We start from the raw sequence: 525 nt of genomic DNA, 5'->3' as shown, positions 1-525 counted from the left end.
CTCGATGGTGATCGGTCGCCAGCCGCCGCCGAGATCCGCCGGCACCGGTGCGGCCGCGGCGGCCGCGCGGGCCGGGGCGACGGCGGGCGGCGTCGCGGCGCGGCTCGCCGCGCCGCCGGGCAGCAGCAGCGCGTTGGCCACCAGGTGCAGCCCGTTCTCGTTGTACGCCCGGAACAGCGGGTTGAACGCGAAGAGCACCGAGCGGCCGGCGCCGGTCGGCTCGTCCACCAGGGCCGCCGTGCCGCGCAGGGCGTCCGCGCCCACCGTGTAGCCGTTCGCCCAGAACGTGTCACCGCTCGGGTAGCGCAGCACGTTGGTGCCGGTGGTGCTCGGGTTGAGGATGGGATCGCCGTTGTTGAACTCGAAGTCCTCCGCCGGCCGGCCCAGCGCGACCGGGCTGTCGCGGTCCACGTCCACCCGCAGGTGCGAGCCGATCACCGTGTAGCCGGTCGGTTTCGGCTGCTCGGTGGTGGAGGTCGGCCAGGAACCGACGAAGAGTCCGACGACGCCGATGAACTGGCGACG

Annotated in this window: 1 pseudogene; it reads right to left on the bottom strand. The window is 74.1% G+C overall.

The window, feature by feature from the left end:
• Positions 1–525: pseudogene (locus SM447_RS29960) on the bottom strand (M14 family zinc carboxypeptidase); the annotation flags it as partial.

The sequence above is a fragment of the Micromonospora aridisoli genome (assembly GCF_056150025.1).
The sequence above is the reverse complement of the archived record's forward strand: the minus strand, read 5'-3'. Positions and strand labels throughout refer to the sequence as shown.